General features: G+C 64.7%; 25 protein-coding genes. 13 read left to right on the top strand and 12 right to left on the bottom strand.

Annotated elements, in window-relative coordinates; all coding sequences use genetic code 11:
• Window positions 1–46 precede the first annotated feature (46 nt).
• A complete protein-coding gene (locus tag AC4FWB_RS26115; protein WP_491029120.1) occupies window positions 47–958 on the bottom strand; it encodes a MurR/RpiR family transcriptional regulator in 912 nt (303 codons plus the stop codon).
• 423 nt (window positions 959–1381) lie between these two features.
• Between AC4FWB_RS26115 and AC4FWB_RS26110 the strand changes: the two genes are divergently transcribed.
• Window positions 1382–2566 (top strand): Gfo/Idh/MocA family protein, encoded by a 1185-nt coding sequence (locus AC4FWB_RS26110; protein ID WP_491029119.1) that lies wholly within the window; start codon window positions 1382–1384, stop codon window positions 2564–2566.
• 24 nt (window positions 2567–2590) lie between these two features.
• Here AC4FWB_RS26110 and AC4FWB_RS26105 read toward each other — a convergent pair whose 3' ends face one another.
• The gene (locus AC4FWB_RS26105) at window positions 2591–3220 is read right to left on the bottom strand and encodes a TetR/AcrR family transcriptional regulator (protein WP_491029118.1); all 630 of its coding nucleotides are present in this window, start codon (window positions 3218–3220) and stop codon (window positions 2591–2593) included.
• Window positions 3221–3415: 195 nt separating this feature from the next.
• On the opposite strand from AC4FWB_RS26105, the gene AC4FWB_RS26100 reads away from it, so the two are divergent.
• Window positions 3416–4105 (top strand): class I SAM-dependent methyltransferase, encoded by a 690-nt coding sequence (locus AC4FWB_RS26100; RefSeq protein ID WP_491029117.1) that lies wholly within the window; start codon window positions 3416–3418, stop codon window positions 4103–4105.
• A gap of 43 nt (window positions 4106–4148) precedes the next feature.
• Here AC4FWB_RS26100 and AC4FWB_RS26095 read toward each other — a convergent pair whose 3' ends face one another.
• The 3 genes from AC4FWB_RS26095 to AC4FWB_RS26085 form a co-directional block, all read right to left on the bottom strand.
• Window positions 4149–4940 (bottom strand): carbohydrate ABC transporter permease, encoded by a 792-nt coding sequence (locus tag AC4FWB_RS26095; protein ID WP_491029171.1) that lies wholly within the window; start codon window positions 4938–4940, stop codon window positions 4149–4151.
• A gap of 65 nt (window positions 4941–5005) precedes the next feature.
• On the bottom strand, window positions 5006–5896 hold the full coding sequence (locus AC4FWB_RS26090; RefSeq protein ID WP_491029116.1) for a carbohydrate ABC transporter permease: 891 nt from the start codon (window positions 5894–5896) through the stop codon (window positions 5006–5008).
• Window positions 5897–5934: 38 nt separating this feature from the next.
• Entirely contained in the window at window positions 5935–7227 is a 1293-nt protein-coding gene (locus AC4FWB_RS26085; RefSeq protein WP_491029115.1) for an ABC transporter substrate-binding protein, read from the bottom strand.
• Between the two features lie 324 nt (window positions 7228–7551).
• Between AC4FWB_RS26085 and AC4FWB_RS26080 the strand changes: the two genes are divergently transcribed.
• The 7 genes from AC4FWB_RS26080 to AC4FWB_RS26050 are packed head-to-tail and all read left to right on the top strand — an operon-like array spanning window position 7552 to window position 13825.
• On the top strand, window positions 7552–8823 hold the full coding sequence (locus AC4FWB_RS26080; RefSeq protein ID WP_491029114.1) for an extracellular solute-binding protein: 1272 nt from the start codon (window positions 7552–7554) through the stop codon (window positions 8821–8823).
• Window positions 8824–8876: 53 nt separating this feature from the next.
• Window positions 8877–9809 carry a carbohydrate ABC transporter permease gene (locus AC4FWB_RS26075; RefSeq protein WP_491029113.1) on the top strand — a complete coding sequence of 311 codons (933 nt, stop codon included), beginning with the start codon at window positions 8877–8879 and terminating at the stop codon, window positions 9807–9809.
• Window positions 9806–10645 (top strand): carbohydrate ABC transporter permease, encoded by an 840-nt coding sequence (locus AC4FWB_RS26070; protein WP_491029112.1) that lies wholly within the window; start codon window positions 9806–9808, stop codon window positions 10643–10645. The genes AC4FWB_RS26075 and AC4FWB_RS26070 overlap by 4 nt, the downstream gene beginning before the upstream one ends.
• Complete coding sequence (locus AC4FWB_RS26065) at window positions 10642–11382, top strand: PIG-L deacetylase family protein (protein WP_491029111.1); 741 nt, start codon at window positions 10642–10644, stop codon at window positions 11380–11382. Before AC4FWB_RS26070 ends, AC4FWB_RS26065 begins: the two co-directional genes overlap by 4 nt.
• Window positions 11379–12251 (top strand): ROK family protein, encoded by an 873-nt coding sequence (locus tag AC4FWB_RS26060; RefSeq protein WP_491029110.1) that lies wholly within the window; start codon window positions 11379–11381, stop codon window positions 12249–12251. Before AC4FWB_RS26065 ends, AC4FWB_RS26060 begins: the two co-directional genes overlap by 4 nt.
• Complete coding sequence (locus AC4FWB_RS26055; RefSeq protein ID WP_491029109.1) at window positions 12248–13012, top strand: GntR family transcriptional regulator; 765 nt, start codon at window positions 12248–12250, stop codon at window positions 13010–13012. The genes AC4FWB_RS26060 and AC4FWB_RS26055 overlap by 4 nt, the downstream gene beginning before the upstream one ends.
• A 21-nt stretch (window positions 13013–13033) precedes the next feature.
• Complete coding sequence (locus AC4FWB_RS26050) at window positions 13034–13825, top strand: sugar isomerase domain-containing protein (protein WP_491029108.1); 792 nt, start codon at window positions 13034–13036, stop codon at window positions 13823–13825.
• Between the two features lie 306 nt (window positions 13826–14131).
• Here the strand turns inward: AC4FWB_RS26050 and AC4FWB_RS26045 are convergent, their stop codons facing one another.
• Complete coding sequence (locus tag AC4FWB_RS26045; RefSeq protein WP_491029107.1) at window positions 14132–14314, bottom strand: hypothetical protein; 183 nt, start codon at window positions 14312–14314, stop codon at window positions 14132–14134.
• Window positions 14315–14631: 317 nt separating this feature from the next.
• Between AC4FWB_RS26045 and AC4FWB_RS26040 the strand changes: the two genes are divergently transcribed.
• Window positions 14632–15066, top strand: a complete 435-nt coding sequence (locus AC4FWB_RS26040; RefSeq protein WP_491029106.1) for a hypothetical protein — start codon at window positions 14632–14634, stop codon at window positions 15064–15066.
• A 125-nt stretch (window positions 15067–15191) separates the two neighbouring features.
• On the opposite strand, the gene AC4FWB_RS26035 is transcribed toward AC4FWB_RS26040, so the two are convergent.
• From AC4FWB_RS26035 to AC4FWB_RS26015, 5 genes are all read right to left on the bottom strand, one after another.
• Complete coding sequence (locus AC4FWB_RS26035) at window positions 15192–16382, bottom strand: NADH-quinone oxidoreductase subunit D (RefSeq protein WP_491029105.1); 1191 nt, start codon at window positions 16380–16382, stop codon at window positions 15192–15194.
• A 74-nt stretch (window positions 16383–16456) separates the two neighbouring features.
• Window positions 16457–16858, bottom strand: a complete 402-nt coding sequence (locus tag AC4FWB_RS26030; RefSeq protein WP_491029104.1) for a hypothetical protein — start codon at window positions 16856–16858, stop codon at window positions 16457–16459.
• A 134-nt stretch (window positions 16859–16992) separates the two neighbouring features.
• The gene (locus tag AC4FWB_RS26025; protein WP_491029103.1) at window positions 16993–18600 is read right to left on the bottom strand and encodes an FGGY-family carbohydrate kinase; all 1608 of its coding nucleotides are present in this window, start codon (window positions 18598–18600) and stop codon (window positions 16993–16995) included.
• A gap of 71 nt (window positions 18601–18671) precedes the next feature.
• Window positions 18672–19556 (bottom strand): cupin domain-containing protein, encoded by an 885-nt coding sequence (locus tag AC4FWB_RS26020; RefSeq protein WP_491029102.1) that lies wholly within the window; start codon window positions 19554–19556, stop codon window positions 18672–18674.
• Window positions 19557–19721: 165 nt separating this feature from the next.
• Window positions 19722–20048 carry an ABC transporter permease gene (locus tag AC4FWB_RS26015; RefSeq protein ID WP_491029101.1) on the bottom strand — a complete coding sequence of 109 codons (327 nt, stop codon included), beginning with the start codon at window positions 20046–20048 and terminating at the stop codon, window positions 19722–19724.
• Between the two features lie 108 nt (window positions 20049–20156).
• Between AC4FWB_RS26015 and AC4FWB_RS26010 the strand changes: the two genes are divergently transcribed.
• A complete protein-coding gene (locus tag AC4FWB_RS26010) occupies window positions 20157–21338 on the top strand; it encodes an SGNH/GDSL hydrolase family protein (RefSeq protein WP_491029100.1) in 1182 nt (393 codons plus the stop codon).
• Window positions 21339–21408: 70 nt separating this feature from the next.
• Here the strand turns inward: AC4FWB_RS26010 and AC4FWB_RS26005 are convergent, their stop codons facing one another.
• Window positions 21409–22368, bottom strand: coding sequence for a dihydrodipicolinate synthase family protein (locus AC4FWB_RS26005; RefSeq protein WP_491029099.1), 960 nt, complete (start codon window positions 22366–22368; stop codon window positions 21409–21411).
• A gap of 95 nt (window positions 22369–22463) precedes the next feature.
• Between AC4FWB_RS26005 and AC4FWB_RS26000 the strand changes: the two genes are divergently transcribed.
• Together AC4FWB_RS26000 and AC4FWB_RS25995 are read left to right on the top strand one after the other, a co-directional pair.
• Complete coding sequence (locus AC4FWB_RS26000; RefSeq protein ID WP_491029098.1) at window positions 22464–23504, top strand: proline racemase family protein; 1041 nt, start codon at window positions 22464–22466, stop codon at window positions 23502–23504.
• Between the two features lie 24 nt (window positions 23505–23528).
• A complete protein-coding gene (locus tag AC4FWB_RS25995) occupies window positions 23529–24635 on the top strand; it encodes a mandelate racemase/muconate lactonizing enzyme family protein (RefSeq protein ID WP_491029097.1) in 1107 nt (368 codons plus the stop codon).
• Window positions 24636–24689: the final 54 nt, after the last annotated feature.

The following is a 24689-nucleotide window of genomic DNA, read 5'->3' as shown; positions in this document are numbered from 1 at the left end:
AACAAAGTTTCTATTTTTTCAAAAATGGAACGATAGTTCCCTGTAGTCAACCGCGCCCGTCAGCCTGTCGGCGGGCGACGACGCCGTGGACCAAAGCCATGCCGACGGCCAGCGAGGCGGCGAGCGAGCGGAAGCCGGCGAAATCCTGTTCCACCACTTCCAGCCAGGTGTCGGAGAGTTTCACCAGCGGCGAGAAGGTGCTGTCGGTGATGGTGACTATGCGCGCCTTGCGCTCATGCGCGACGGCGACCAGGTCGGGCGTGATCGAATTGTAAGGGCTGAAGGACACGGCGAGCACCGCGTCGCGGGGACTGATGCAGCCGACCTGGTCAAGCGCGGTCGAGCCGACATTGTCGACCAGCACGTTGCGCACGCCCTGCTGGGAGAGGGTAAGCGACAGATAGGTGGTGACCGGGAAGGCGCGCTTGCTGCCGATGACGTAGATCAACTCGGCCGCCGCCAGATGGTCGACCATCTTCTCGAAGCTTTCGATGTCGAAGCCGGTGCCGATGCGGCCGAGCGAGGCCTGCGAAGCGCCGACCATGCCGTTGAGGAAATGCAGATTGGCGTTCGGCTCCGTCGCCGGCTCTTGGTTGCCCAACTGGCGCCCCTCCGGCCAGGAGCCCTTCATGTGGTCTTTGAACAGGCCCTGGAAATCGGAAAAGCCGGCATAGCCGAAAATCTGCGCGAAACGCACCAGCGTCGAGGGCTGCACGCCGGCCTGGTCCGCCACCTGGGCGATTGTGCCCAGCGCCACGTCGCTCGGATGTTGCCAAAGGTAGATCGCGACCTGGCGCAGCCGCTTCGGAAAATGCACCGTGCCGGAAGAGAGAACGGCGCGCAGCTCTTCATAGGTTTGCGGTTTGGTGTAGCCAAAAGCTGCCAGCGAACGGCTCCGTTTGCGGGGTGAATTCTCGCCGGCGTCGGCACGGCTGGGTGAAGTTCGCGCGTTGCTCATGGGACGGGTCGGGTTTGAACTGTCGCGTGTGAAGGAACCTGTGGTGGAGACCGCCAATTGTCGAAGTCGGCGCCGCCCCTCATCCGCCTGCCGGCACCTTCTCCCCGTATAGTGACGGGGAGAAGGGGGCTGGCCGCGGCGCCGGCTCGTTTCCTGCAACGCTGGCGATTGGCGAAACCATCGATGACAGCGTCCCTCTCCCCGTCACTATACGGGGAGAGGATGCCGGCAGGCAGGTGAGGGGCAGCGCCAGCGTTCGGAAAATCGCGCAAACTCATCGAACGCTCCTTCGACAATGCCGCTCAAGGCTAGCGCGGTGTGGTTGTTTCACAAAACAAAATTTGGAAAAGCTGTTCGAAATTGGCGGAGCACACCCTATAGTCCCGCGCTGCCAATGACAGCCACCCGGGAGGAATCGCAACCATGGTCTATGCAACCGCTGACGGAACTTCGCGCAAACGCCTGGCGGTCGGCATGGTCGGAGGCGGCCGCAACGCCTTCATCGGCGCCGTGCACCGGCTGGCCATGCGGCTCGACGACCAGATTTCGCTTGTTGCCGGCGCGCTCTCCTCGGATCCTGAGAATGCCGCTGCCTCGGCCGCCGAGATCGGCATCGTACCGGAGCGCAGCTATGCCGACTACCGCGTCATGGCGAAAGCCGAAGCGGCGCGGCCGGACGGCATCGAGGCGGTGGTCATCGTCACACCAAACCATCTGCATGCGCCGATCGCGACCGCGTTCCTCGAGGCCGGCATCGACGTCATCTGCGACAAGCCGCTGTCGACGACACTTGCCGAAGCCGAGGCGCTGGTGGCGCTGACAAACGCCAAGAAGCGCCGCTTCGTCGTGACGCTGAACAACACCGGCTACGCCATGGTGCGCCAGGCACGCGAGATGGTGGCGGCGGGCGCGCTCGGCCGCATCGTGTCGGTGCATGGCGCCTATATCCAGGACTGGCTGACGCAGCCGATCGACGCGCAAGGCCAGAAGCAGGCCGAATGGCGCACCGACCCGGCGCGCGCCGGACAATCGGCGGTGCTGGCCGACATCGGCGTGCACGCCTTCAACCTGGCGAGTTACATTTCGGGCTTCGAGGCCGAGGCGGTTTCGGCCGACCTCTTCACGGCCGTGCCCGGACGGCGGCTCGACGACAATGCGCATGTGCTGGTGCGCTGGACGGGCGGCGCGCGCGGCACGATCCTCGCCAGCCAGACCTCGCCCGGCCACTACAACGACCTCTCGGTGCGCATCTATGGCGACAAGGCCGGGCTCGAATGGTCGGGCACGCGGCCGGAGGAACTGCGCTTCTCGCCCTATGGCGAGGAAGCGCGCACGCTGGTGCGCGGCGGCCACGGCTCGACAGCGGAAGCCCGGCGCGTCTCACGCATGCCGGCCGCGCACCCCGAGGGCTATATCGAGGCCTTCGCCAATTTCTACCGCGACGCCGCCGACATCATCCGCGCGCATCGCTCGGGCGAGGTGGTCGATACGGCGCGAGCAGCGCAGGTGCCCGACGTGGTCGACGGCGCGCGCGGGGTGAAATTCGTGGCGGCGGCGGTGGAGTCGAACGCGGCAGGCGGAGCGTGGACGGCGGCGCGGTTCGGGTAAGCGCGGCCGGATCCTTCAGGCCAGTCAATCTGCATCGCGATGTGTGGCAGGCTGATCCGCCGACGACCGGCGCTCGTCGCCGATCAAGGATGAAAGCCCGTCAAGCACCAGGCTCCGGAACATGGCGTCGACCTCGGACGGCAGCAGTCCAGGCTTCCGCTCGAACCACCAGTTCAGAGCCGTTAGGAAGGCTCCGACGATGAATTGCACGACGAAGTCGCGCGGGATGGTATCGTCTCGGAGTGTCGAAGACAGTTCCTGTCGCACCACCTCCGACAGGATCAGGCGGATCTCTTTCTCCGTCACGGCGCCGCCTCGCCCGCCGATCATCGTGCGGTAGTGGTCGGCATACCGGGCCGCGTGCTCGAACATGGCCGTGCTGAAACCAAGCGGGTCGTCGTGCGATGCTTCGGCTCCCGCACGTCCCGTCGCTTGGGCCTCCCTGAGTTCGTGCCGAAGCATCTGGAAACCGCTGCGCAGGAGATCCTCCTTGCCGGTATAATGGGCATAGAATGTCGAGCGGCCGACATCGGCTTCATCGATAATGTCCTGCACGGAGAGGGCCTCGTAACCCTTGCGCAGCATGAGCGTCAGCAGCGCCTGGTGAAGGGCCTGGCGCGTACGGGCGGCCCGCCGATCGACTCCGCGCTGCATGATCACTCTTCCTTTGCCGCCCACTGGAACGCCTCCCGGCACCTTTTCCAAGACGGCAGACCCGGATTGTCCGCTAACGGACGTTCTGCCAGCATCGTCCGTCGAATTTTCCGAACAGAGTGTCCATTATCATACTGGCTGTTTCGAAGCTTCACCAGTTGGCAGTCGCTATGCCGGCGTTCGCCGGCTCCCACCTTGCTGAAGAAGGACGTGACGAACATGCATCATATGCGAATGCGAAGCGAAGTGCGTACCGCCGGGGCCGCTGTCGGTCTGGAAGCGAACAAGGGCATTGGCTTCCCGCGTCTTTACGATCTGATCGTCCTCATGTTGACGCGTGGGCGGGACCGGGCCTACCGCGAGGCTCTGCTCGATCTGGCCGGTCTGGCGCCGGGCTTCCAGTTGCTGGACGTTGGATGCGGCACCGGCACGCAGGCGATTGCGACCTGGCGCCGCGTGCAGCCAGGCGGATCGGTGGTTGGCGTCGACGTGTCCGAAAAGATGCTTGCCGCGGCTCGCCGCAAGGCCAACCGGGTGGGCCTCGATATCGCGTTTCATCATGCCGACGCCGCCGAATTGCCGTTCGAAGATGGACGTTTCGATGTCGTCACCTTCACGACGGTGCTGCACATGGTGCCGGAGTCGCGACGCAGCCTTTGCCTGCGCGAGGCGGCGCGCGTTCTGCCGCCCGGCGGACGGCTGTTGCTGATCGACTATGCCGGCCCCGTTAGCGAGCGCGGACACATGTCGGCAAAGCACGGCCTGCATGGCCAATTCGACCTGCACCGCCTCCGCGAAACGCTGGCGGCAGCCGGCTTCGAGCGCATCGAAGGCGGTCCGCTCAACTGGCTCGGCCTGCATTACCTGCGCGGTATCAAGGTGTGACGATTCCGGTCGGGCATTCCCGCGTGATCCATGGCACGATGAGCTAGCCTTTGATCGCCGAGCCCACGATCGAATCGACGAAAAAGCGCTGCAGGAAGACGAAGAGAACGAGCGGCGGTAGCACGGCGAGCGTGGCGCCGGCCATAACCAGGCCGGTGTTGACGGCGCCGCGGTTGTAGCTGAGCAGCCGGCTCAGGCTAATGACGATCGGATAGGCGTCGGCATTGCCCTGCAGCACGGTGAGCGGCCAGAGATAGCTGTTCCAGTGATAGACGAAGGCGAACAGCGCCAGCGCCGCGATCGCAGGCGCCACGCTCGGCGCCACGATCTTGAACAGGATGAGCAGCTCGGAGGCGCCGTCCATGCGAGCGGCGTCGATCAGCTCGTCGGGCACGCCGGCGATGAACTGGCGCATCAGGAAGATGCCGAAGGCATTGGCGAGGTTGGGCACGATGATGCCGGCGAGGCTGGCGTTGAGCCCGAGCGAGCCGACCATGCGGTAGAGCGGGATCAACGTGACGATCGGCGGCAGGAACATGGTGGCGATCAGCAGCGAGAACAGCAGCGAGCGGCCTGGGAAGGAATATTTGGCGAAGGCGTAGCCGGCCATCATGCTGGTCACCAGGATGCCGGCGGTGGTGACCGAGGCAATGACCAAGGAATTCCACATCGAGCGGCCGACATTGATGACGCCGGCGACCTTTTCGTAAGCCTCGAGCGTCGGCGTATGCGGGATCCACACCGGCGGCACCTGCATGGTTTCAGCCGGCGTCTTCAGGCTGGAGAGCACCATCCAGGCGAGCGGAAAGGCGGAGGCGACGGCGACTAGAAGCATCAGCGTTGCAAGCAGCGCCTTGCGCCCTGAAGGGCGCTTGCGGGACAGCGAACGCGTTGCCGCGCTCACTCGCTGTCCCTCCGGTTGACGAAGGCAAACAGCGCCGAAACGCAGACGATCAGCGACAGCATCAGCATCACCGCCATGGCAGAGCCCAGCCCGCCTTGCGCGCGTTCGATGCCGACGCGGCGAATATGGTAGGTGAGCACGTTGGTCGAGCCGACCGGCCCGCCTTGCGTGATCAACGCCACCGGCTCGAAAATCTGCACCGCGTTGATGATGGCGATGACGGCGCTGAACAGAAGCGTGCGGCGAAGCAGGGGAAGGGTGATGAAGCGGAACTGCTCTTGGCCGTTGGCGCCGTCGAGCGTCGCCGCCTCATAAAGGCTGCCCGGGATCTGTGTCAGCCCGGCGATGGCGAGCACGGTGAAATAGCCGACCTGCTGCCAGACATTGAGGAAGACGATCGAGACCAGCGCCGAGCGCGGCGAGGAGAGCCAGGGCTGCGGGCCGATGCCGATCAGCCCGAGCATCTGGTTGAGCGGGCCTTCGCTCGGTGAATAGAGTTTCGACCACACCAGCGCCACGGCGATCATCGGCACCATGTAGGTGGAGAACAGCACCGTCCTGAGCGCGGTGCCGCCGGCCACCTCGCGCTGATGGACCATCAGGCCGAAGACGACCGACAGCGGCAGGATGAGGACGACCGAGAGCGCGGTGTAGACCACGGTGTTGAACAGCGCGGTCTTGAAGTCGCGCCCGACGGAAGTCGGGCCGAAGATTTCGCGGAAATTGCCAAACCCGACGAAGCTCGCCTCGGAAAAAGGCGTCTGCGTCGACCAATCCTGGAACGACAGCCAGATGGTGAGCAGCATCGGCACGAGCACGAACACGCCGATCAATGTCACGGCGGGCGCAAGCATGATGCCCGCCGAGGCACGAAAAGCTTTGGCCATTCAACTGCTTCCGATGGCTACGGGTCAAAGACCCGAGCCTATTTCGCCGCGCGCTCCAGGATAGACGTGGCGTCGGCCTCAGCGTTCGCCTGGGCATCCTTGGCCGAGACCTGGCCATACTGCAACGCCTCGAGCGTCTGCTGCAGCGACTCGCTGAACTCCTGGCCGCCGAGCACGACCGGGAAAGGCCGCGCATCGGCAAGCACGGAAACATAGCCGGAGAGGAATTCGGAGCCGAGCTTGTCCTTGTGAGCCTCGATGTCGGAGCTGCGCGAGGGCAGGATGCCCATCGACATCAGGATGTCGGACATGGCCGAGGCGCCGTTCTTGCCGGATTTCGGGCTGTTCAGCCAGGCGAGGAATTCCCAGGCCGCCTTCTGTTCCGCCTCGCCGGCCTTGGCGTTGACGACCGTCATCCAGGAATAGGAGATCGAATGCTGCTTGTCGCCGCTCGGGCCGACCGGGATCGGCGCTGTGGCGACGTTAGCGAACTTGTCGCCCATGCCGGTCTTCAGCGCGCTTTCCCACCAGTTGGCCATGATGATCATGCCGGTCTTGCCGGAGACGAAATTGTCGAGGAACGGACCGGTGGTGTTGGCGTCGGCCGTCGCCATCGCCGGATTGCTCGCGCCGGACTTTATCAAGTCTTCATAGAGCGCGAAGGTCTGGCCGGCCTGGGCGCTGTCCAGCGCCGGCTTGCCATCCTTGACCAGGTTGCCACCATTGGAGACGAGCAGCGAGGCGAAAGGATGGACCACGCCTGCCGCCCATGAGTTGATCATGCCAAAACCCTGCTGGCCCTTATCCTTGTTGGTCAGTTTTGTCGCGGCATCCTTGAATTCGGCCCAGGTCTTGGGCGGCGCGGCAATGCCGGCCTCCTTGAACAGTTCCTTGTTGTAGTTCAGCGCGTAGACGTCGATCTCGTTCGGAATGCCGTAGAGCGTGCCGCCGACCGAGGCGGCGCTGACGACGCCCGCCGGCCATGCGCTCTTCACTTCATTGGCTACCGCTTCGGGGGCAGGGGCGACGAGCTTGTCTTTTGCCAGTTCCGGCAGCCAGAGATCATAGATGCCGCCGATCGTCGGGCCGTCGGAGGAGCCGCCCTGTGAGCGCAGCGTGGTGAGCAGGTCGCCGAACGGAACCGCGCGCACGGTGATGCCGACGTCGGGATTCTCCTTCGAAAAATCCTTCGCGGCTGCTTCAAGCAGCGCCACCGTCTCGGGCGACCAGTGGGTGAGATAGGAGATGTTGACCGATTGCGCCCAGCCGGTCGCAGGCAAGGCGACGAGACCCGCGGCAAGAGCCAGTTTCGAGATCCAGGCAAGCGACATCGGCATCCCTCCACATAAGCCGTGACAAGAGCAATGACGTTATGACAAGTTTGATCTTTGGCGCAAGCCCTTCTATGCAACGTTTCGGGTGGGCTTGCGGATCAAAAAATCCACAGCAACGGCAGATTTATAAAATTATCTATATATATCATCCTGTTATGCCTTCATTCGCGTCTCTTTCTTGGTCGGTCGGATAATCAGCCACGGCTTCCAGGCTCTTGCGAGGGGCATCATGTCGTTATAATGACTTGATGGAAAAGCAGATGACTCTCTGGCGGTCTCGCTGCCGCGCGAGCCTCAAAACCAAAAATGGGAGAACTGGCAATGAGCATGCTTTCAATCCACCGTCGCGCCGCGCTCGGCCTGATCGGCGGCTTCGTCGCCGCTTTCGCCGGCGTTTTCACGACACTGCCCGCCCGCGCTGACTCAACGGTGACGCTGTGGAGCTGGCGCACCGAGGACGAGGCCGCGATGCGCCGCATCTTCGATGTCTTCGAGAAGAACAATCCGGGCGTTAAGGTCGATATCCAGTTCACGCCCGACGCCGACTACCAGAACCGTTTGAGCACGGCGCTGCGCGGCGGCCGCGGCCCCGACATCGCGCAGCTCAAGGCCTATGGCGAATTGCAGCCCTTCATCGAAGGCGGCTATCTCGAAGCGCTCGACGACAGCGTGGCGGAATTGAAGAACATGCCGGATGCAGCCCTTGGCGGCGCGCGCGGCCGCGCCGACGGCAAGCTCTATGGCGTGCCCTATTCGGTGCCGATGATGGGCGTCTTCTACAACGAGGACATTTTCGCCGCGCAAGGCATCCAGATCCCCAAGACCTACAAGGACTTCGTCGCCGCCTGCGAAAAACTCAAGGCGGCGGGCATCACGCCGATCGCCAATGGCGGCGCCAACGGCTCGGCCTGGGAGCTGGAGATCGGCGTCGGCGTCATCGGCCCGACGATCTACGGGCCTGGCTTCTATGACGAGATGATGGGCGGCAAGGCGACGTTCGAGGATCCTCGCTACGTTGCGGCGCTGAAGCGCTTCGCCGAGCTGAAGCCTTATTATTCCGATGGCTTCGCCGGCATCGACTACACCACCGCCACACAGCAGTTCATCGGCGGCAAGGCGGCGATGTTCCTCGGTGGCTCGTTCGAGAACGGCAGCTTCAAGTCGCAGAACCCGAAGCTGAAATTCTCGATCTTCCCGTTCCCCGCCGACGACGCCTCGACCAAGCTCTACACGTCGGCCTTCTCGGACGGCTCCTACGGCCTGGTCTCGGAAAGCCAGAACAAGGAGGCGGCGACCAAGGTGCTGAACTTCATGGCTTCGGCCGAGTTCGCGCAACTCTTCGCCGACGAGCTCGGCTGGCCGCCGGCCCGCACCGACGTCACCGTCAAGGATCCGGTGCTCAGCAAGATGATGGAGATGTCGAAGAACTCGACGCCCTATCTCACGCTTGTCGGCTTCCGCTGGCAGACGCCGACCGCTTCCTCGGTGATGCAGTCGGAGATCATCGACATGGTCGAGGGCAATGTCGCGCCGGAGAAGCTGGCGGCCGACATGCAGGCCGCCGTCGCCACCTGGTTCAAGCCAAAGCAGTAAGGCATTCAGCCGGCCGCGATGCGGCCGGCGTTCCATCCAGACAGAAACAGCCGATGATCAAGTTCCGCCGCATGACCAGCCTCCAGCGCACGCAGCAGCGCATGGCCGTGCTGTTCATCCTGCCGGCTTTGGCCGTCTACGGGCTGTTCGTGCTCTATCCGCTGCTGATGTCGCTGTGGGGCAGCTTCTTCGCCTGGAAGGGGCTGCGCATACAGGAGTTCGCAGGGCTCGCGAACTTCTCGCGCCTGTTCGTCTTCCCGAGCGGCGCGCGGCTCTATGGCGCGCTCGGGCACAACGCGGCGTGGTTCTTCGGCATCATGCTGCTGCAGAACGGCCTCGGCCTTCTGTTCGCCTGGCTGCTCTTCCTGCGCAACAGGGGCGCGGCCTTCTTCCAGTCGGTGTTCTTCTTCCCGGCGGTGCTCAGCCCTGTCATCGTCGGCGCGCTGTGGCGTCTGCTTCTGGCGCCGGGTGGCATCGTCGAATGGGCGCTCAACGGCCTCGGCCTGCACCAGGGCAGCTTGACGGTGCTCGGCAACAGCCGCACGGCGCTTGGCATTCTGATCGCTGTCGATGCGTGGAACTGGATGGGCCTGCCGGTGCTGATTTACACGGCTGGCTTGAGACAGATCTCCGGCCAGATCTTCGAGGCGGCTAAGCTCGACGGCGCCGGCAATGCGCGCATGCTGTTTTCCATTGCGCTGCCGCTGTTGATGCCGGCGCTCGGCACGCTGACGACGCTTTCCTTCATCAACACCTTCAACCAGTTCGACATCGTCTATGTGATGCAGGGCGTGCAGGGCAATCCGAGCTATTCGACCGACACGCTGGTCACCTATTTCTACCGGCTGGCCTTCGGCGCCGAGGGCGCGGTCGGTATCACCGACATCGGGCTGGCGCTGGCGCTCGGCACCATGCTGTTCCTCGTGCTCAGCATCGGCACGCTTCTGATGTTGCGCTTCTTCGACAAGCGGACGGTTGAGCTATGAGCGCGCGCGCTATCCCGCAGAGGCTGGCGCGGCTGCCCGGCTGGACCATCCTTCTGGTCTGGACGGCGGCGGTGCTTTTGCCGCTCTACATCCTGGTCGTCTCCTGCTTCAAGACGACGGCCGAAATCTACGACAACCGTCTCGGCCTGCCGCAGAGCTGGGCGCTCGACAATTTCGTCCGCGCCTGGACGCGCGCCGATCTCGGCCACAACTTCATCAACAGTCTGATCGTCACCGGCGGCGCGGTGGTGCTAACCATCGTCGTCTCGGCGATGGCCGCCTATCCGCTCAGCCGCTACAGGCTCGGCTGGAACGCCATTATGCTTGGCCTGTTCCTCTCCGGCATCATGCTGCCGATCAGGCTTGCATCGGTGGAGCTGTTCACGCTGATGCGCAGCCTCGGCCTGCTCGATTCGCTCACCGGGCTGATCCTGGTCTACGCGGCGATCCGCATTCCCTTCGCCGTCTTCATCTTCGCCAATTTCATGCGCGTGCTGCCGTCCGAGCTCGACGAGGCGGCGCGCATGGACGGCGCCAGCGAGACGCGCATCCTGTTCCAGATCGTGCTGCCGACGGTGAAGCCGGCGGTGTCGATCGTCGCCATCTTCACGGCGATCGCGGTGTGGAACGACTTCTTCTTCCCGCTGATCTTCATCTTCGACGACCGCTACAAGACGGTACCGCTGGCGATCAGTGTCTTCGTCGGACAGTTCCGCACCGATTGGGGTCTGGTGTTTGCTTCGCTGGCGATCTCCATGGCGCCGATCCTGATCATGTATTGTTTGCTGGCGCGCCAGATTCGCGAGGGCGTCGGCGCCGGGGGAGGCATGAAATGATCGAGGACAAGGTCTATGCCGCGCGCTCGATCCTGGTCGTGGGGGCGCATGCCTTCGATGCCGAGGTCATCGCCGGACCTCTTGCGGCGGCAGCGGCCAAGGGCGGTGCGGCGGTCACCTTCCTGCATCTCTCGATGGGCGAGCAGGGCCATCCCTGCCTGATCCCGGAGCAGTATTCGGCACAGAAGGAGGACGAGGCGGCGAAGGCTGCGGCGCGGCTCGGCGTGTCAATGCTGAGCATGAAGCTGCGCGACGCCTTCCTGCCCAACGACAGCGCGACCGCCCTGCAGGTCTGCGACGTCATCCGCGAGGTGAAGCCGGAGGTCGTCATCACCCACTGGCACGGCAGCTGGCACAAGGACCATCGCGCCGCGGCGCACCTCACCCAGAATGGCATCTTCTTTTCGGCGCTGCCAACGCTGAAGCGCGCTCACCCCGCGCATACGCCGCAGCTCTTGCTGTTCGGCGAAAATTGGGAGGACGACGAAGGCTTCCGCCCCGAGCATCTGGTCGATGTCAGCGACGGTTTCGAGGCCTGGCACGAGGCGGTTATGGAGTATGAGCTGGCGCGCGGGCTGAGCAGCTTCCCCTATGTCGACTACTACAGCGCGCTCTACCGGCTGCGCGGCTGCCTGCGCGGCACGCGCCATGCGCAGGCTTTTGCCGCCGCCTCGCATTCCTGGAATGCCGGCAGCGGCCTGTTCGCGCCGCCTGCCGACCGGGGGCGCGACACATGACGCGGGTGCTGGCCATCGATCTCGGCGGCACCAATCTGCGGACCGCCGTCTCCACAGGTGATATCGCCGCGCTAGCGCAGCAAAGCCACGAGCCGGCGCCGGGAAACCTCGACGCTTTCGTCGCGCGTGTCCGGGCCCTTGGTGAGGCCGGCAACGTCGAAGCGCTCGGGCTCGCGGTGCCGGGACTGGTCGAAGGCTCCGTCTGCCGCTGGATCCCGAACCTACCCTGGCTCGACGGCATCGATGTCGCAGCCCTTTTTCCCGACATCGGTGTCGCGGTCGGCAATGACGCGCAGATAGCGCTGCTGGCGGAAGCGGCCGAAGGCGCGGCCAAGGGCGTGTCCGATGCGATCCTGCTTGCGATCGGCACCGGCATCGGCTCGGCGGTGCTGGCCAACGGCCGCATCGTCGCCGGCGCGCATGGCGGCGCCTGCTCCTTCGGCTGGGCCTGCGCCGACATCGACGACCAAGGCGAGGAGCGCAGCGGCTGGCTGGAACGCGTCGCCTCGGGCCGCGCGCTCGATGCGCTGTCCGCGCAGATCGGGCTCGCCAACGGCGGCGAATTGATCGCGGCCGGCCGGGCAGGGAACCGCGCGGCACTTGCCTTGCTGGAAGAACCGGCACGCCGGCTGGGTACCGCGCTCGCCGGCGCCGTCGGCCTGCTCGACCCGGGTGTGATCCTGGTGTCGGGCGGCCTGGCCGATGCGCTGGACGTGATTGCACCGCCGCTGCTTGAGGCTTTGCGGCTGCAATTGCCACCGCATCTGCGCGACATCGAATTGAGGCCTGGCGCTTTCGGTCCGCGCGCGGGGCTGGTTGGCGCGGCACTTGCCGGGCAGGCGGGGAGTGGGTGGAGGCAGATCCGATGAGCGAAGCGAGCTTTCAGCAGCCGGACCGCAGGCGGCCCGAACCGCTCTGGTATCAGGTCGAGGAGGCGATCCGCGCCATCGTCAAGAGCGGCGAGTGGGCGACCGGCGACCAGATCCCGGCCGAGGACCGGCTCTGCGCGCTGTTCGGAGTCAGCCGCATCACGCTGCGCCACGCGCTGCGCAATCTGGAGGAAAGCGGGCTGCTGAGGCGCGAGCATGGAAGGGGCACCTTCGTGCGCTCGACCACGCTGGTCGCCGGCACGCGCGAGCTCACCAGCTTCACCCAGGAGATGGGCAATATCGGCGTCGTCGCCGGCTCGCGCCTGCTCGATTGCAGCCTGACCACGGCCAATGCGGCTGCCGCTGGCGCGCTCGAGATCGAGGAGGGCGACCCGATCGTACGCATCCGGCGGCTCAGGCTCGGCAACAACGAGCCTATCGGCATCCAGACGGCGCAATTGGCCGCGGCGCGCGTGCCAGGCTTCCTCGATGCCGGCCTGCTCAAGGGTTCGCTCTATGAGGCGCTGGAGCGCCAGTACGGCATTGTGCCGGTCGAGGCGCGCGAGAACTACCGCGTCGGCGCCGTCAGCGCTGCCGATGCCGAACTGCTCGATTTGCCGGCTGGCAGTCCCGCTTTCGTCGTCGAGCGCATCACCATCGACGAGCGCGGCCCGTTCGAATTCACCGTCTCGGTCATGCGCGGCGACCGCTACGAGATTCGCTCGACGCTGCGCGCCGGCCGCCCAAACACCAGAAGCTGACACGATAACAGGAGTACCGAAGTGTCCGATCTCTACGTTCCCCGTCTCGTCGCTCTCATCGAACAGGCATCGAAGGCCAATGAAGAGGCTTTCGGCCAGGCGGCAAGCCGCTTCGCCGACACGCTGCAAAATGGCGGGCTGGTCCATCTCTACGGCTCGGGCCATTCGGTGCTGCCGGCGCAGGAGATGTTCCCGCGCTATGGCAGCTTTGTCGGCTTCAATCCGCTCACCGACCCGCGCGTGATGTGGCACAACGTGCTCGGCGCCGGCGGCGTGCGCGAGCTGCTATGGTTGGAGCGGACCGAGAAATATGCCGAGAAGTTCCTCGACCATCAGCCGCTCAACAAGGGCGATTCCATCATCATCTTCGGCCATAGCGGCCGCAATTCCTCAGGTATCGATACCGCGCTTTACGCCAAGAAGCGCGGCATCTTCGTCGTCGCCGTCACCAGCAAGAACAATCTCGACAAGCCGGCCACGCATTCATCCGGCAAGCGGCTGGCGGACGCCGCCGATCTTATCATCGACACCTGCTCGCCGATCGAGGACGCGGTGGTGCCGATCGAAGGCTGGAGCCGTCCGGTGTCGGGTTCGTCGACGGTGCTGGCGATGATCATGGCGCATGAGTTGCTCGCCCGCACCGCCGAGCAGCTGTCGAAGCGCGGCATCGAATTGCCGGTCTTCGCTTCGCCGACCGTCGCCGGTGTGACGCTGCACGACACCGACGTCATCTACGGCGTCTACCGCGAGCGCATGATCGAGGCACAGAAGAAGCATCTGCCGACCTTCCAGGCGACGATGCGCGGGGAATGAACGGAGGATGCAGGAGGCGCCGGCCGCGCCTCCTGCCGGCCGTTGCGGCTAGGGTGTGTTGAGATTCAGGTCAGGCCGAGTCGAAAATGGTGGGTTCCGAGAACCGGAGCGGAGCGTACTAAAAGTACGTGAGCACCGGAAGCGCAGGAAGCCGCCGTTTGCAGGCCGGCATCACCTGAATATCAACACACCCTAGAGCATGATGCCGAAAAGTGTGAAGCGGTTTTCGGGGGACATCATGCTCTATCTCTTTGATTTAGAGCCGGATTCAGATTTCAGGTCGATTCGACCTGAAATCATCCGGCTCTAGCGCTGAATCGTGCCCGCTCCCGAGTGCTTGGGCGGCACATCGTTCTCATCCGGATTGGGGACGGGTTCCTCGTCCGGCAGCCTTTCCGGATCCGGCTCGCGCATCGGCTTCGGGTCGGGAAAAGGCGGCGGCGTGGGGACTGGCGTAGGTGCGGGATCGGGATTGGGGATAATGGCCATTCAGTTATTTCCCTCGTTGCGCTGGCAAGCCGTCGGCGTGATGCGGTTTCCGGCAACCGGATATCTGCCCGACCAGAACATGACGGATTGATCGCCGCATTCCCCTGGCGCTCATCGAGCGCCCGACTGGCGGCTGACGCTGGCAGAACGGTCATGCCCGCGGATGGTTCCAATGCGAGCCTGCCACATTCGGGCGGCGCCCGACGCGAATGCCGATCAAATGATTCCCGTAACCCATTTCGGCTCTTGCCGGCGCCATGCAGCGCCTTAATTCCATTGCGGGGTGGGTGGTCAAACTGCCGACATAGGAGGCGGCCTTGAAGTACCAAACCGTTGACCAACTCAATGCCGTTGCCGACGTTCATGCTGAAGCAGCGGTACTCTTCGCCAGTCGAGGCCAGCGCCTCGAACGCTGGGCGCAACTTCTCGAGCAAGATCCCGGCCGGCGCCTCACGGCGCTTGCGGGCACTGAATACGCGACCCCCGACGTGCGCGAAAGAATGCGTGCGGCCGGATCGCCGATCACTGTCGCTTTCGAAGACCCGTTCTTTCGTACGCAAGGTTTGCGGGACGACAGTTACGGCGAAGCGAAGCGCTTCTTCGAGCTCAGCGACTGGCAGCTGCATGAGGTCGTCTGCCATTGCCATGTCGGCGCCAATCTGCCGGCACGCTGGGCGGCGTCCCGCGTTCGCGCGGCGATCTCTCCGGGCTCAGGCATTCTCGCCTGGCTGAGATCGGTGTTCATGCACTGAGGCGATAGCCGCGGTTCCTGGAACCGCGCGGAAGTTCAATACCGGACTTTGCCGGAGGCGGAGGGGAGTTGCCTGCTCTCTCCCGTCGCCGGCAGGGTTCGGCCCTGTTTTCCGGAAGGCTTCAGTCAGCGATCGATCTCGCCGAACACGATGTCGAGCGAGCCTATGATGGCCGCGACGTCGGCGATCATGTGCCCGCGCGACAGATAGTCCATCGCCTGGAGATGGGCGAAGGACGGCGCGCGTATCTTGCAGCGATAGGGAACATTGCTGCCGTTCGACACCAGATAGACGCCGAACTCGCCTTTCGGCGCTTCCACCGCGGCGTAAACCTCGCCAGGCGGCACGCGGTGCCCTTCGGTGTAGAGCTTGAAATGCTGGATCGTCGCTTCCATCGAGCGCTTCATGGTGGCGCGCGGCGGCGGCGTGATCTTCTGGTTGGGCGCGGCGACCGGCCCCGCGCCGTCGGCCGAACGCAGTTTCTCAAGACACTGCCGCATGATCCGCACCGACTGCCGCATCTCCTCCATGCGCACGAGGTAGCGGTCGTAGCAGTCGCCGTGCTTGCCGACGGGTATGTCGAAATCCATCTCGGGATAGCACTCGTAAGGCTGCGCCTTGCGCAGATCCCACGCCGCGCCCGAGCCGCGCACCATGGGGCCGGAGAAGCCCCATGCCCAGGCATCGTCGAGCGAGATTGCGCCGATATCGACATTGCGCTGCTTGAAGATGCGGTTGTCGGTCAGCAACTCCTCGAGATTGTCGCAGACTTTCAGGAACGGGTCACAGAAATCCCAGATGTCGTCGAGCAACCGCCCAGGCAGATCCTGATGGACGCCGCCGACCCGGAAATAGTTGGCATGCATGCGGGCACCGGACGCGCGTTCATAGAAGACCATCAGCTTCTCACGCTCGACGAAGCCCCAGAGCGGCGGCGTCAGCGCGCCGATATCCATGGCCTGCGTGGTGACGTTGAGCAGATGCGACAACAGCCGGCCGATCTCGCAGAACAGGACACGGATGAGCTGCCCGCGCCGGGGAACCGGTAGTTCGAGCAGCTTCTCGGCGGCGAGGCAGAAGGCATGCTCCTGATTCATCGGCGCGACGTAGTCTAGCCGGTCGAAATAGGGCAGGGCCTGCAGATAGTTCTTGTATTCGATCAGTTTCTCGGTGCCGCGATGGAGCAGACCGATATGCGGATCGGCGCGGTCGACGATCTCTCCATCCAGTTCCAGCACCAGCCTGAGCACACCGTGCGCCGATGGGTGTTGCGGTCCGAAGTTGAGAGTGAAGTTACGGACTGCGGTTTTGGCCATGGCGACCCTCCGCGGAATCTGGTTGCTTAGCGGGTGCCGCCCGGTCCGCGGTCAGTCCTGCGTTACGGCGCCGATCATGTCGTCGTCTGGATGATCAGCGTCAGCGTGCCGTCGCCATCGATGTTGGCTGCCACGACCTGCGAGGAATTCAACCCGTTCGCATGCAGGACCGATACCGCCTCGGGGGAGGCATCGATCGATTTCTGCAGCTTGGCCAGGTTCTTGGCAGTCGTCCTGGTGACCACGGCCTCCGCCTGCGCCTTCACTTCAGCGGGCAGGTCCTCGATCGCCACCACCACGACATTGGTGAATTTCTGACCGGAATTGTCCTGATCGGGTTGTGCCTGGGGCTGGTCAGGCGCAGGTTGCTGTGCCGGCGGCAAGGCCTTCGGTGGCTGCGGATCGGCGCGTTGGGCTGAGGCCGGCTGCGCCAGGGCCAGCGCTGAAAGCGTGAGGACCATCGTCAATGTCCGCATCGTCTTTCCTCCATGTCTCGAAGACTGACGACACAACCCCTCCACCGGGCGATGGTTCCCGGTGAAGGGGTGGCAAGTTGATGGCGAAGCTCGGCGGAGCTGGCATGGCCGTCATCCGCCGCCAAATGGAAATTTCAAACAGCCAGCACCGACAGCGCCGCCGCCTGCAGGCGTTCGAACGCCGCAAAGCGCCTGTCGTGCCAGGCGGCGAGCGAGGGGTTGGGCGAATAGACCTCGCCCACCTCCGACATGGCCGCCATGGCCGCCGGAAGGTCGGGATGGTGGCCGCCGGCCACGGCGCCGAGCATCGCCGAGCCGAGCAGCACGGGCTCGGGAGATGTCGGCGCGTAGACCAGCTTGCCGGCGGTGTCGGCAATGAGCTGCCGCACCAGCGGACTTTGCCCCGCGCCGCCGCTGATGGCGATCGTGTCGATATTGATGCCGCAGGCGCGCATGGCCTCGAGAATCTGCCGGGCGCCATAGCCGAGGCCGCAGATGCCGGCGAGATAGAGCGCGACGAGGCTGTCGGCGCCGGTCGCCATGTCCAGCCCGGCAATCAGTCCGCGCGCGTCGGGATTGGCCAAGGGGGCGCGATTGCCGAGAAATTCGGGAACGACGTGCAGTCCGCCGATGAGCTTGTCCGCGCTGGCCGCGCCGCCGTGCCGCTCAGCCTCCTGCGCCAGCCACTGGCTGAGGCTCCGGCCGCTGCGCGCCGCGATCCCGGCAAGCTCGACGGCGGCGGGATGCATGCCGACCAGGCGATCGATGGCGGCGCCGGCGGCCGACTGGCCGCCTTCGTTCAGCCACAGGCCCGGCACCATGGCGGAGAAGTAGGGACCCCATACGCCCGGCACGAAGGCCGGTTGTTCGGTTGTCGTCATGGTGCAGGCGGAGGTGCCGAAGACATAAGCCATGCGGGTCGTCACGCCGCCGGCGCCGCCGCGCGCGCCGACCGAGCCGATGCCGCCGGCATGGGCGTCGATCATGCCGGCCGCGACGGGCGTTCCAGGCAGGAGGCCGAGCTCGGCCGCCGCTTCGTTCGTCAAGCCGTTGGCGAGCGCGCTTCCGGGCGCCACGATCTCGGTACCGATCCGCGCGAATTTCTCATCCGCAAGCGGGCCGAGCCCGGCTTTGCGGAAATAAGCCTCGTCCCAGCGCGCCTCGCGGGCGAGATACGTCCACTTGCAGGTCACCGTGCAGGTCGAGCGCGCCAGGCTGCCGGTCGCCCGCCAGGTCAGGAAATCGGCGAGGTCCATGAACTGCCACGCGGCGGCGAAAGCCCGCGGCATGTTCTCGGCGAGCCACAAGAGCTTCGGCGTTTCCATCTCCGGCGAGATGGTGCCGCCGACATAGTTGAGCACGTCCTCGCCGGTTTCGTTGATCCTGCGCGCTTGCTCGGTGGCGCGATGATCCATCCAGACGATGATGTTGCGCTCCGGATCGCCCGACGGGCTGACCGTCAGCGGCGCGCCGCCCGGCCCGAGAACGACAAGCGAGCAGGTCGCGTCGAAGCCGATGCCGCGTACCGACTGGGCCGAAACGCCGGCCAGCGCCACGGCCTCGCGGATCGTGGCCACAACGGCGCGCCAGATGTCGTTGCTCGATTGCTCGACGATATGGCCTTCGGCATGCCAGATGGCGATGTCGGCCTTGGCGGATGCCAGCATGGCGCCCGTTTCGTCGAAGACACCGGCGCGGGCGCTGCCGGTGCCGATGTCGATGCCGATGAAGTGGCTGCTCATCGTTCAACTCCGCGGCTGGTTGCGCCGATCTGCTTAGAGGTCATTGCTGGGTGAGCTGCGCGGTTTGGCGGCTAGGCCGCTCTCGCCAGATTGATGTTGTGCAGTGTCAGCCGCCGGAAATGCGAAGGCGTCATGCCCTTTTCGACGAGGAACTGCCGGTTGAAGTTGGAAAGGGTGTTGTAGCCGACCTCGAAGCAGATGTTGGTGATCGAAGCCTGCTCGTCGCTCATCAGCATCTGGCAGGCCAGGTTGATGCGCAGCCGCTTCACATACTGCACCAAGGTCATGCCGGTGTGCTGGCGGAAGGAGCGCGAAAAGACGCTGGGCGACTGACCGGCGATCTCGGCCAGATCCGTCTCGCTGAAGGGCTGGGTCAGGTTCTCGCGCAGATAGGCGAGCGCCTTGTTGATGCCGGCCGACATATAGCCCGACGGGTCGGGCAGATAGCTTGCGCTGGCCAGCATACGCGCGCCCTCGGCGCGGCTGAGCAGGCCCATCATCATCATGAACAACTCGATGCGGCGCACGCCTTGCGAATTCATGATCTCTTCCATCAGGGGGCCAAGCTGCCGGCTGGTCTGCCGGCTGAACAGCACGCCACGGCGCGAGGCTTCCAGCACCGGCGTCAGAGCGCCAAGCTCGGGGAAGGTGTTGATGGCGCCGTCGATGAAGCCTTCGTTGAACTGGATGATGCGGCAGCGCAGCGGCACCGTCGCGTCCTTCGGCACATCGCTCACCCAGTTGTGCGGCAGGTTGGGGCCGGTCAGCACCAGATTGCCGGGCTCGAACTCGCCGATGAAATCGCCGACGAAATAGCGTCCGCGGGTGGCGACGATGAGGTGCAGCTCGTATTCCGGATGGAAATGCCAGCGGACCGTGCGGAACGGATAGCCGTGCGACCAGGCGGTGAACGACTCGCCCGGCCTGATCTGCACAACCTCGAGATCAGGTTTCATCGCAGTTCCTCCCGTACAAGGCCGCCAGCGCGATCGCCTCGTCGACGCGCCTCCTCCATCGGCCTCATGCCAGCCAGACTACTGAGCCGACAAAACCGGCGCCACTATGTTCCTGTCGGATCATTGGTACTTTTTTGACTATTCTGAGCCTCCACAGACCGCGTCTCAAACGGCGCCGCGCTCCTCGCTTCGGACGCGGAAGGCGTCGACGGCGATCGCGAGCAGGATCATCGCCCCGCCGATCATCTGGATGTAGTAGGCCGAGACGTTGATGAGCTGCAGGCCGGTCTGGATGACGGTGATCAGCAGCGTGCCGCCGAGCATGCCGATGACGCGGCCGCGCCCACCAAACAGCGAAACGCCGCCGATGACCGGTGCGGCCACCGCATAGGGCAGCGTCGTGCTGCCGACGGTGACGCTGACGCCGCCGAGATAGGATGTGTAGAGGAAGCCGGCCACTCCGGCCAGCCTGCCGGCTCGCGGTTGGGCCAAGTCAAAAATGTATGTGTCGTGGAAGGCGCAACCGGTAGCCCGCGGCGCACGCTGCCGCTATCTGTGTTCGCGAGGGGCTGCGCGCCAGGAATCGAAGGGATGGAGAGAATGGAACACTGGATCGGAACCTGGAGCGCCAGCCCGATGAATGTCTGGCCGGGAGACGCGGTGCTCTACGGCTTCCACCAGCAGACGGTGCGCCAGGTGCTGCGCGTCAGCACGGGCGGCGAGAGGTTCCGATTGAGGCTGTCCAACGAATATGGCGCCTCGCCGGTGCGGATCGGCGCCGCCACCGTGGCCCTTGCCGCGAAAGATGGCGCGATCGACGCCGCCAGCATCCGGTCGGTCACGTTCGGGGGGATGCGGGAAACGGTTCTGGCACCCGGCGCGCCACTGCTCAGCGACCCGATCGAGCTCGAGGTTCCCGATCTCGGGCTGATCGCGATCAGCCTCTATTTCCCCGACTTCGCGCCGATCGAGACCTACCACTACGAGGCGCAGCAGACCGCCTACATTTCGGAGTTCGGGGATTTCGCCGGCGCAGCCGAACTGCCGGTACAGCAGACCTCGACCAGCCGCTATTTCTTGGGCGCCGTTCTGGTCGAGAGCGGGCCGGGCAGCGGCTCGCTGGTTTGTCTCGGCGATTCCATCACCGACGGTTTCGGCTCGACCATCGACGGCAATGCGCGCTGGCCGGACCGGCTGGCGGATCGGCTTGCAAAAAGCGGCCGGCTGTCAGGCATCGGTGTCCTCAACCAGGGGATCGGCGGCAACCGCATGCTCGCCAGCCGCGCCCGCGGCGCCAACGCGCTCGCCCGCTTCGATCGCGATGTGCTGAGCTTTCCCAACGTCAAATGGATCTCGGTGCTGGAAGGCATCAACGACATCGGCTGGCCGGAGACCATGCTTGCCGGGGGCGAAGAGGCGGTCGCCGTCGAAGACCTGATCGCGGCCTACCGGCAGTTGATCGCACGCGCCCGCCTCAACGGCATCAAGGTGCTGCTCGGCACGCTGCCGCCCTTCGGCGGCGCCTTCGAAGGCCTGCCGCTAAAGACCTTCTACTCTCAGTCCAAGGAGCGTGACCGGCAGGCGGTAAACGCCTGGATCAGGACATCCGGCGAGGCTGACGCTGTCGTCGATTTCGAGCGCGCGCTGGCCGACCCCGCCAACCCGTCCAGGCTGCTCCGCGCTTTCGATTGCGGCGACAGCCTGCATCCGTCCGACGATGGCTATGCCGAGATGGCCAAGGTGTTCGAGAGCGCTTTCGAGGGTTTGCTCGAAAGCCGGTAGGTTTGGCCAGCCTCGAAATGATGGCGGAGGAGCGCTAATGATTCCGGACGCCCCCCGCCATGCCGGCCGGTCAGGCGGCGTATCTCGCCATTGCGGGCTGCCTCGACCACTGGGCGTACCAGGCGTCGAAAAGCCTGAGCTGTGCCTCGGCATAGCCGCGCTGACTGTCGCTCAGCGCATCCGTCTCGTTGAAGTGCAGCCTGTATTCGGCGTTACCCTTGAGCACCATCATGTGCTTGAAATAGAGCACCAGGTCGGGACCCTCGTCGAAGGAGGAGAGCACAGCGAGCGCGGCGTCGAGCTCCAGCGCCAGCCGGCGCGCTTCGGCATCGCCCTTCGCCGCCGCCTGGCTGAGGCCCACGAGATGCAGCACTTCCTTGGGCAGCACGTTGCCGATGCCGGTGATGGCGCCCGAGGCGCCGCAATTGACGAAACCGTGGAAGACGGCGGTGTCGACGCCGATCATCAGCGCAACCTCGTCGTCGCGGCTGGTGATGTTTTCCGCCGCATAGCGCAAATCCGACGGCCCGCCGAACTCCTTGAAGCCGACCAGGTTCGGATGCTCGGCGCGCAGCGCGAAGAACAGATCGGCGCGCGTGGCGAAGCCGTAATAAGGGCTGTTGTAGATGACGGCCGGCAGATCGGGCGCGGCGGCGAGGATCGCCTTGAAGTGGTGGCGCTGCGCCGTCACCGAAGGCCCGCGCGACAGCACGCGTGGGATCACCATCAGGCCTCGAGCGCCGACCTTTTGCGCATGGGCGGCGTGCGCCACGGCGCTGGCAGTGTTGACCGCGCCGGTGCCGACGATCACCGGCACGCCGGCTTTGACCAGGCGCTCGACGCCTTCCATGCGCTGCTCGTCGCTCAGTAGCGGCCAGTCGCCCATGGAGCCGCAATAGACGACCGCCGACATTCCGGCGGCGATCAGCTCGCGCCCCTTGCGCACGAGCGCGTCGAAGTCGGGAAGGCGATCATTGGTGCAAGGCGTCATCAGCGCCGGCATGCAGCCGGAAAAGACATTGGCGTTCATTCGGATTCTCCTTGAGGCTGGCACGCAGATTGGTCAGTTTGTCCCGGAGTGATACCGCTTGCCAAGCGGATAGTCTTGCTCGACAGGGAGAAACAATGCGTACCAGATCCAGCATTCGCGTCGTCGGCTGCCATGCAGAGGGTGAGGTCGGCGATGTCATCGTGGGCGGCGTGCTGCCGCCGGCGGGCCGCACGATGATGGAAAAGATGATCACCATGGAACGCGATCACGACCATATCCGGCGCATGCTGATCTGCGAGCCGCGCGGCAGCGTTGCCCGGCACGTCAATCTCCTGGTTCCCTCGACGCGCGAGGATTGTGTCGCCGGCGCCATCATCATGGAGCCGACGGAATACCCGCCGATGTCCGGCTCCAACACGATCTGCGTCGCCACTGTGCTGCTTGAGACCGGCATGGTGCCGATGAACGAGCCTGAGACCCGCTTCAAGCTCGACATGCCCGGTGGCGTCATCGAGGTGCGCGCCGAATGCCGCGACGGCAAATGCCTGTCGATAACTTTCCGCAACGCGCCGGCCTTTGCTGAACGCCTCGATGCCGATATCGAGGTGGAAGGGGTAGGCACTCTGAAGGTCGACATCGCCTATGGCGGCATGTTCTACGCCATGGTCGATGCCAAGGCGCTTGGCTTCTCGGTCGTTCCCGACGAGGCGCGCGAGCTGGCCGTCATCGGTGAGAAGGTTCGCCACGCAGCGCGCGAACAGCTCGATGTCGTGCATCCGGAATTCGAGCACGTGCGCGGTGTGTCGATCGTGCAGTTCGCCATGCCGTTCCAGGGGCCGGGCAACGTCACGCGCAACACCTGTATCGTCTCGCCCGGACGCTCCGACCGCAGCCCGACGGGAACCGGCACGTCGGCCCGCATGGCCGTGCTGCAGGCGCGCGGCCTGATGGGCGTCGGCGACATTCTGATCCATGAATCGATCATCGGCTCGCGCTTCACCGGCAGAATTCTCGAACTGACTGAAATCGCCGGCCGCAAGGCGATCGTCCCGCAGATTACCGGCCGAGCCTGGATCACGGGCGAACACAACTACTACCTCGATCCGACGGATCCTTATCCGCAAGGCTATGTGCTGTCGGACACCTGGGGCACGTCGACCTCGGTGAAGCAATAGCGCGATCGGCTACTGAGCAACGTCATGCGTATTGAAAAGATCAACATCTACACGACTGAGCTGCCCGTCAAAGGCGGCGTCTACCGTATGGCGAGCGACAATGTGGAGTCGCTCGACAGCACCCTCGTCGAGATCGTGACCGATGACGGGCTGACCGGCTGGGGCGAGACCTGTCCGGTCGGGCCTGTCTACCAGCCTCATCACGCATTGGGCGCTCGCGCCGCAATCGCCGAGATCTCGCCCGGGCTCATCGGGTCCGAGATCGCCTCGATCAGGCTCTTGGCAAAACGCATGGACGAGCGTCTGAACGGACATGGCTACGCCAAAGCCGCATTCGACATGGCATTTCTCGACCTTCTCGGCCAGAGACTGGGCGTGCCGGTCTCGACGCTGTTGGGCGGGGCTTTGACCGACCGTGTGCCTGCCTATTATTCGCTGATCGTCGGTTCGCCGGAGGAAACCGCCCGCATCGCCGCCGACAAGGTCAAGGCGGGCTATCCACGCCTTCAGGTGAAGATCGGCGGCCGCAACCTCCAAGAGGATGTGGCGACCGTCCACAAGGTTTGGGAAGCGGTCGGCCACAAGGCGCGCATCGCGGTGGACGGCAACAGGGGCCTGACGGTCGCCGCCGCCATCCATCTCGACCGGCTTTGCCAGGCAATCCCCTTCGTTTTCGAGCAGCCCTGCAACACCATGGATGAAGTCGCCACGCTGAAGGGCAGGGTGACGCATCCGGTGTATCTGGACGAGAACACCGAGGACCAGAACGCGGTGCTGAGGGCGATTTCGCTGGGGATTGCGGACGGCTTCGGCTTCAAGGTGACGCGCCTCGGTGGTCTCACCAAGATGACGACGGTGCGCGACCTTTGCGCCATCCGCTCCTTGCCGCACAGCTGCGACGACGCCTGGGGCGGCGACATCATCGCGGCGGCGTGTGTCCATCTGGCTGCCACGGTCGAGCCGCGCCGCATGGAGGGCGCCTGGATCGCCCAGGAATATATCGACGGGCATTTCGACGCCAAGAACCCGGTCGTTATCGAAAAGGGCCACATCGCCGTGCCGCAGCGGCCGGGTCTCGGCGTGAAACCGGAACCCGGCATGTTCGGCAAGCCGGTGGCCACATACGGTTGATATTGTGGCTGATTAAACGGCGGGCAACGATCGTGGCCGGAAAAGCCCGATAAG

The organism is Mesorhizobium sp. LEGMi-168a, from assembly GCF_058312955.1.
Note: the sequence above shows the minus strand (reverse complement) of the source record. Positions and strands in the feature narration are given on the sequence as shown.

Coding starts and splice junctions, on each gene's coding strand:
- AC4FWB_RS26115 (WP_491029120.1), bottom strand. CDS start 958: ATGAGCAACGCGCGAACTTCACCCAGCCGTGCCGACGCCGGCGAGAAT.
- AC4FWB_RS26110 (WP_491029119.1), top strand. CDS start 1,382: ATGGTCTATGCAACCGCTGACGGAACTTCGCGCAAACGCCTGGCGGTC.
- AC4FWB_RS26105 (WP_491029118.1), bottom strand. CDS start 3,220: ATGCAGCGCGGAGTCGATCGGCGGGCCGCCCGTACGCGCCAGGCCCTT.
- AC4FWB_RS26095 (WP_491029171.1), bottom strand. CDS start 4,940: ATGCTTCTAGTCGCCGTCGCCTCCGCCTTTCCGCTCGCCTGGATGGTG.
- AC4FWB_RS26090 (WP_491029116.1), bottom strand. CDS start 5,896: ATGGCCAAAGCTTTTCGTGCCTCGGCGGGCATCATGCTTGCGCCCGCC.
- AC4FWB_RS26085 (WP_491029115.1), bottom strand. CDS start 7,227: ATGTCGCTTGCCTGGATCTCGAAACTGGCTCTTGCCGCGGGTCTCGTC.
- AC4FWB_RS26080 (WP_491029114.1), top strand. CDS start 7,552: ATGAGCATGCTTTCAATCCACCGTCGCGCCGCGCTCGGCCTGATCGGC.
- AC4FWB_RS26075 (WP_491029113.1), top strand. CDS start 8,877: ATGATCAAGTTCCGCCGCATGACCAGCCTCCAGCGCACGCAGCAGCGC.
- AC4FWB_RS26070 (WP_491029112.1), top strand. CDS start 9,806: ATGAGCGCGCGCGCTATCCCGCAGAGGCTGGCGCGGCTGCCCGGCTGG.
- AC4FWB_RS26065 (WP_491029111.1), top strand. CDS start 10,642: ATGATCGAGGACAAGGTCTATGCCGCGCGCTCGATCCTGGTCGTGGGG.
- AC4FWB_RS26060 (WP_491029110.1), top strand. CDS start 11,379: ATGACGCGGGTGCTGGCCATCGATCTCGGCGGCACCAATCTGCGGACC.
- AC4FWB_RS26055 (WP_491029109.1), top strand. CDS start 12,248: ATGAGCGAAGCGAGCTTTCAGCAGCCGGACCGCAGGCGGCCCGAACCG.
- AC4FWB_RS26045 (WP_491029107.1), bottom strand. CDS start 14,314: ATGGCCATTATCCCCAATCCCGATCCCGCACCTACGCCAGTCCCCACG.
- AC4FWB_RS26035 (WP_491029105.1), bottom strand. CDS start 16,382: ATGGCCAAAACCGCAGTCCGTAACTTCACTCTCAACTTCGGACCGCAA.
- AC4FWB_RS26030 (WP_491029104.1), bottom strand. CDS start 16,858: ATGCGGACATTGACGATGGTCCTCACGCTTTCAGCGCTGGCCCTGGCG.
- AC4FWB_RS26025 (WP_491029103.1), bottom strand. CDS start 18,600: ATGAGCAGCCACTTCATCGGCATCGACATCGGCACCGGCAGCGCCCGC.
- AC4FWB_RS26020 (WP_491029102.1), bottom strand. CDS start 19,556: ATGAAACCTGATCTCGAGGTTGTGCAGATCAGGCCGGGCGAGTCGTTC.
- AC4FWB_RS26010 (WP_491029100.1), top strand. CDS start 20,157: ATGGAACACTGGATCGGAACCTGGAGCGCCAGCCCGATGAATGTCTGG.
- AC4FWB_RS26005 (WP_491029099.1), bottom strand. CDS start 22,368: ATGAACGCCAATGTCTTTTCCGGCTGCATGCCGGCGCTGATGACGCCT.
- AC4FWB_RS26000 (WP_491029098.1), top strand. CDS start 22,464: ATGCGTACCAGATCCAGCATTCGCGTCGTCGGCTGCCATGCAGAGGGT.
- AC4FWB_RS25995 (WP_491029097.1), top strand. CDS start 23,529: ATGCGTATTGAAAAGATCAACATCTACACGACTGAGCTGCCCGTCAAA.